We start from the raw sequence: 6,381 nt of genomic DNA, 5'->3' as shown, positions 1-6,381 counted from the left end.
AGCGGTAAGCCAAAAATCTACTCAATTCAGATTTTATGTCAAGGCTTACCAAGCGCTCTGGTCGCTTAAAACTTACAGCTTATGCCTTATAGCTCTAAAGTAATTGATCAAACAAATCAAATAACTTATCTAGCTCTTCGATGGTGTTGTAGTGCATGCAACCAATGCGTACAACGCCGCCAGTATCCAATACACCCAATTGCTTGCATAAGCCCTGAGCGTAGAAGTTACCATCCCACACACATATATGTTGCTTACCTAAAAACTCAGACACCTGACGTGGCTCAAGCCCTGCAAAGGTTAAAGCAAAAGTTGGGGTACGTTCAGCTAAACGATCTAAATCATCAATACCAAATAGTTTGATCTTAGGATAGTTAACTAGTCGAGTAAGGAAGTACTCACTTAACGCCATTTCATGCTGTTTAGTTTTTGCAAAAGCAGAAGCTAATTTATCGCGGCGTGAATAGCTACCATCAAGCTCACTAATATCTGCAATGTAGTCAACAGCAGCAATTAAACCTGCGAGTGCTTCAAAGCTTTGCGTGCCGGTTTCCCAGCGCCCAGGAATAACATCTTTGGCAGGCTCGACTTTGTATGGTCTAAACTCTTCAAGGTGCTCACGCTTAGCGTACACCATACCTAAATGTGGGCCGAAAAACTTATACGCAGAGCAGGCCAAAAAATCACAATCAAGTGCTTGAACATCAATCAGCTCATGTGGCGCATAATGCACAGCATCCACATACACCAAAGCACCTACGCTATGAGCCATTTCAACAATACGTTTAATGTCGTTTATAGAGCCGGTAGTGTTTGATGCATAAGTAACGGCTACTAATTTGGTTTTAGTACTCAGTAAACTTGTAAAATGCGCTAAATCTAAGCTGCAATCAGCTTCGTTAATCAATACAGTATTAACCTTTGCGCCTTTATCTTCTGCAGCCTGCTGCCAAGAGGATACATTTGAGAAGTGATCTGCATTGGTCACGATAATCTCATCACCCGCTTGCCAATCACGAGAAATCGCACGGCTAAAGCTAAAAGTAAGGCTAGTCATATTCGCACCGAATACAATTTGATCGCGCGATGGGGAATTAAGTAAATCAGCAGCCGCTTGGCGCGCATCAGCCATTAACTCAACGGTTTTTTCACTCGAAAAAAATGCACCGCCTAAATTCGAGTTGTAATAACCTAAATAAGCCGACATTGCACTCAAAACAGGCTGTGGTACTTGTGAGCCACCCGGGCCATCTAAAAATATTGGTGACTTACCAGCTACTTGCTGCATTAGGGCCGGAAATTGGCGGCGTAATTGTGTTAAGTTCATTGCTATTCCTTAAGCTGTCAGTACGAAGCAGTCAAGATAACCCGCTTTTGTGTCATCAATTTTATTCATCGGTGTTGCGTTATGCCAAACTTCACGGTCATTAATTAATGCAAACATACCGTCTTTAATTTCCATTTTAAAACAAGGCTCAGCTTGCTTATTTTCATACACCAACAACTCACCACCTTCTAAGTTTTCGTGAGATACACCACAAATACAAACGTGATCAAAGCCATCTTGATGAATACCTTCTGGCGCTGGCGGCGTATCACTTTCAATAGCAAGCATACGAAATTGATGAATTTCAATATCACGCTGTTCGCTAATACCGGTAATGGCACGAAACTCATTGACGATACTTTTCATCCCTTCGCTTGCCAATAAACTCGGCTCTAAATTTTCGTAAGTGCGCTCAACATTACCTTGGAAAGTATTGATTGAATCATCTTGTACAAATGCTTTTGTGGCTTGTAAAACAAGTTCATCATTTTGCACTTTAATTACTGAATAGCGGCGTTTACGAAACGCACCGTCGGCATACGGGTTAGCCGGAAGATTAGCAAACGATGGCTTAACAGCCTCAATATGAGCTTGGTTTACAAAGCGAAGTTGTAATAGGTTCTGGTTGTTTAATGCTGTCATAAAAATCTCGCCTAAAAATAAGAGGATTAACTCATAAATAATGAAGGTATTTTAATGCAAATAGAGGGGATTTTTTGCGTCTTTACTTGATTAAAGTAAGGTTAAAGTAGAATTTTAAGATCTAAAATATCATCATAATGAAATTTTAATCTAACAACAAAATGACCAATGGAATTTCTATTTATAAACATCAATAACAAAAACACTTAAAGAGTCCAACTAACCTCATATTTATTTTTCAATCTTCAACTACAAGTTCAACTTAGTCGCAGGCTGGTAAGGTAGGTTGTAGCGCCACATTCTTAATGTTCAACTAAATACGAATAATATTTCAGCATCCCTAATAAAAAAGCCTGCTAAGCAGGCTGTCATATACAAACGAGTTAAAATTAAACAGCTTGTTGAATAATCACGTTGTCTGCTTTTTTAGTGTAAGCAGGCATGCGATGGAAGTTCAAGTAACGGTATGTATCTGATGCTGTTGCATTGATCTTCGCAGCATATTCTTGATACTCAGCAGATGTTGGTAATCTACCTAAAATTGCAGCGATTGCAGCAAGTTCAGATGAAGCTAAAAATACGTTTGCACCATTACCTAAACGGTTCGGGAAGTTACGTGTAGAGGTAGACACAACTGTTGCTTGATCTGCAACACGTGCTTGGTTACCCATACATAGTGAACAACCTGGAGTTTCGATACGTGCGCCAACACGACCAAAAATACCGTAATAACCTTCTTCTGTAAGTTGGTCTTTATCCATCTTAGTTGGTGGAGCAACCCAAAGCTGAGTCGGTAATTGACCTTTAAAGCCATCAAGCAACTTACCAGCAGCACGGAAGTGACCAATATTAGTCATACAAGAGCCGATGAATACTTCATCAATTTTCTCGCCTGCAACATCAGAAAGAAGACGCGCATCATCTGGATCATTTGGTGCACAAAGAACTGGCTCTTTAATTTCGGCTAAATCGATATCAACTATATGAGCGTACTCAGCGTCTTTATCAGCTTCCATAAGTTCTGGGTTAGCTAACCACTCTTGCATTGCCGTAACACGACGTTCAATCGTACGTACATCACCGTAACCTTCAGAGATCATCCACTTCAGCATAACAATGTTTGATTCTAGGTATTCAGAAATAGATTCTTTAGATAACTTAACAGTACAACCTGCCGCCGAACGCTCTGCAGATGCATCAGATAATTCAAATGCTTGCTCAACAGTTAGGTGCTCAACGCCTTCAATTTCTAGTACTCGACCAGAGAATTCGTTAATTTTTCCTTTTTTCTCAACGGTTAATAAGCCTTGCTTAATACCGTAGTAAGGGATTGCATGTACTAGGTCACGTAATGTGATACCAGGCTGCATTTCGCCTTTAAAACGGACTAAAATTGATTCAGGCATATCAAGTGGCATTACACCAGTTGCTGCTGCGAATGCTACTGCACCCGACCCCGCTGGGAATGAAATGCCTAATGGGAAACGTGTATGTGAATCACCACCAGTACCGACGGTATCTGGTAATAACATACGGTTTAACCATGAGTGGATAATACCGTCACCTGGGCGAAGTGAAACACCGCCACGGTTCATGATGAAATCAGGAAGCGTATGGTGAGTATTTACATCAATAGGTTTAGGGTAAGCTGATGTATGACAGAAAGACTGCATTGTTAAATCTGCAGAGAAACCTAAACACGCTAAATCTTTAAGTTCATCACGCGTCATAGGACCGGTTGTATCTTGCGAACCAACAGTAGTCATTTTAGGCTCACAGTATTGACCAGGGCGAATACCTGCAACGTTACATGCTTTACCAACCATTTTTTGCGCTAGTGTGAAGCCTTTATCAGAAACTTCTGTTGCTGTTGGTACTTTAAATACATCAGTTGCACCCAAGCCAAGAGAGGTACGCGCTTTGTCAGTTAAACCACGACCAATGATTAGTGGGATACGACCACCAGCACGAACTTCATCTAAAATTACCTCAGATTTAAGTTCAAAAGTAGAAATAATTTCATCAGTACCGTGACGCTTAACAACACCTTCGTAAGGGAAGATATCGATTTGCTCACCCATGTTAAGTTCATCAACATTTAATTCGATTGGTAATGCGCCTGAATCTTCCATTGTGTTGAAGAAGATTGGCGCAATTTTATTACCTAAACATACACCGCCAACACGCTTGTTTGGTACAAACGGGGTATCATCGCCCATAAACCAAAGTACAGAGTTAGTTGCTGACTTACGAGAAGAGCCAGTACCAACAACATCACCTACGTAGGCAAGTGGTAAGCCTTTCGTTTTTAATTCTTCAAGTTGTGTAATTGGGCCAACTTCACCAGCTTTATCAGGTGTAATACCGTCACGCTCAATTTTTAGCATTGCTAAAGCATGCAATGGAATATCAGGACGTGACCATGCGTCTGGTGCTGGTGATAAATCATCAGTATTTGTTTCGCCAGTTACTTTGAATACCGTAACTGAGATTTTTTCAGCAACCGCAGGTTTATTGGTAAACCATTCTGCAGCAGCCCAAGATTCAATAATTTGCTTAGCGTATTCATTACCCGCTTTTGCTTTTTCTTCAACGTCATAAAATGCATCAAACATTAATAACGTATTTGCAAGACCTTTAACAACGATTGGCGCAAGCGATTCTTCGTCAAGTAGCTCAATCATGGGGGCGATGTTGTAACCGCCAAGCATTGTGCCTAATAGCTCAGCTGCTTTTTCTTTTGAAATTAGTGGTGAAGTTGCCTCACCTTTAGCAACTGCGGCTAAAAAACCAGCTTTGATGTAAGCTGCGTCATCCACACCTGGCGGCACGCGATTTACTAATAAGTCTAAAATAAACTCTTCTTCACCTGCAGGTGGTGTTTTAACTAGCTCGATAAGATCAGCCGTTTGCTGAGCATCCAATGGCGCTGGTACGATACCTAACGCGGCACGTTCTTCTACGTGTTTACGATAATCTTCTAGCACAATATTGCCCTCTTGGTGACGTGAAAGTATTCAGTAATACGCGTTCTCGCGAAAAATTACTCAATACTTATAGTATTCTGACGATTAATTATAAAGCTTTTAAATATAGATGAAAGTCCATGCAATCAAGCAAAATTTTATACTCACTATAAATACTATGAATAGTCAAAAAGGAAAACACCATTCACATGAATGTTAATTAACTGCGAATCATTACTATTTTATTAGGCATAAAAAAACCCAGCATATTGCCGGGTTTTTAATAAATCAAATGCTATTAACGCTCAACTTTCACGCGTTCAATTGACTTAATGTGTGCTTCTACACGACGGTTTTCCGCGTGTGCAGCAGGTGTGTTGTCTGTATTTTTAAGACGCTCTTCGCCTAGACCAACAGTAGTAATACGATCTGCAGCAATGCCATCAGCAATTAGCTTAGCAGCAACTGCATCAGCACGCTTTTTAGATAACCACTTGTTGTAATCTGCTTTACCAACAGCAGAAGAATGACCTTCAAGTAATACTGTTGTATCTGTGTGCTCTTTTAAGAAGCCTGCAACTTTTTCAATACCGCTGTCATATTTGCCAGCAACAACCGACGCATTGTTAGGGAATGTTACTAACAAGCTCTTAGTTACTTCACGGTCTTCATATAGAGTACAACCTGTTCCATCAACAGCATCTGTCATTGGTGTGTTTGCACATTGGTCATCTGCATCAGGGATGTTATCACCATCGCTATCAACAGGAGCAACCGCTACAGGTACTACTGTAGCTGGAGCTGGAGCAGCTTTAACTGGCTCAGCTGCTGAACTTTGCTTACCAAATAAATAGCTAAGGCCAAGTTTAGCACCTACATCTGTGTAACCACGGTCAAGGCCTTGGTAAATAGATGTTTCAGCATTAAATGCGAAATTATCAGTGAAATAATGTTGGTAACCAGCACCCACATTAGCAAAAGTTAGGTTTTCTGTAATATCGATTTGTTTAAGACCAAAAATACCATAGAAAGGGCCGCCGTTGATGTGATAAAGACCATCAATACCTAAACGATCGCCGTCCATGCTTGTTGCGTTCATAGCAGGATTTACATTTGAAATGTCAAAATCCATATCAGCATATTCTAAGCGCGCGCTCCAGTAATCGTTAAAACGATAACCAATTTCCGCACCCCAACCAGTTGAATCATCAACGTTAGTACCTGCGCTACCACGGACATTTTCCCATGAAGCATCGTAATAATCGCCAAAAGCACCGATAAAGAAACCTTCTTTTTCAGCCGCGAAGCTTGAAGCGCTAGTTGCAGCTAGTGCTAAAGCAATAGTAAGTGATTTTAATTTCATTGTTTCCTTCCCATTTTCACAATTAAAATTGTAGCTAAGAAACCCTAGCTCAATAAGTTTGATTACAGAGTACCGTATCTTTA

General features: G+C 40.6%; 4 protein-coding genes. All 4 read right to left on the bottom strand.

The features are described 5' to 3' along the window. Positions 1–94: 94 nt before the first annotated feature. The 4 genes from H5183_RS18030 to H5183_RS18015 all read right to left on the bottom strand — a co-directional run bounded on the left by H5183_RS18030 (position 95) and on the right by H5183_RS18015 (position 6,298). Positions 95–1,327, bottom strand: coding sequence for a cysteine desulfurase-like protein (locus H5183_RS18030; protein WP_182732361.1), 1,233 nt, complete (start codon positions 1,325–1,327; stop codon positions 95–97). A 9-nt stretch (positions 1,328–1,336) separates the two neighbouring features. Further along, a complete protein-coding gene (locus H5183_RS18025; RefSeq protein ID WP_182732360.1) occupies positions 1,337–1,969 on the bottom strand; it encodes a 2OG-Fe dioxygenase family protein in 633 nt (210 codons plus the stop codon). A gap of 389 nt (positions 1,970–2,358) precedes the next feature. Then, a complete protein-coding gene (gene acnB, locus H5183_RS18020) occupies positions 2,359–4,956 on the bottom strand; it encodes a bifunctional aconitate hydratase 2/2-methylisocitrate dehydratase (protein WP_182732359.1) in 2,598 nt (865 codons plus the stop codon). 277 nt (positions 4,957–5,233) lie between these two features. Further along, positions 5,234–6,298: an OmpA family protein gene (locus tag H5183_RS18015; RefSeq protein WP_145237997.1), complete on the bottom strand. Its 1,065-nt coding sequence runs from the start codon at positions 6,296–6,298 to the stop codon at positions 5,234–5,236. Between the last annotated feature and the right edge of the window lie 83 nt (positions 6,299–6,381).

It is taken from the genome of Pseudoalteromonas sp. SR44-8 (assembly GCF_014163635.1).
Classification (GTDB): domain Bacteria; phylum Pseudomonadota; class Gammaproteobacteria; order Enterobacterales; family Alteromonadaceae; genus Pseudoalteromonas; species Pseudoalteromonas rhizosphaerae.
Note: the sequence above shows the minus strand (reverse complement) of the source record. Positions and strands in the feature narration are given on the sequence as shown.

Excerpts from the sequence above, each read along its gene's own strand:
- H5183_RS18030 (WP_182732361.1), bottom strand. The coding sequence starts at position 1,327 with ATGAACTTAACACAATTACGCCGCCAATTTCCGGCCCTAATGCAGCAA.
- H5183_RS18025 (WP_182732360.1), bottom strand. The coding sequence starts at position 1,969 with ATGACAGCATTAAACAACCAGAACCTATTACAACTTCGCTTTGTAAAC.
- H5183_RS18015 (WP_145237997.1), bottom strand. The coding sequence starts at position 6,298 with ATGAAATTAAAATCACTTACTATTGCTTTAGCACTAGCTGCAACTAGC.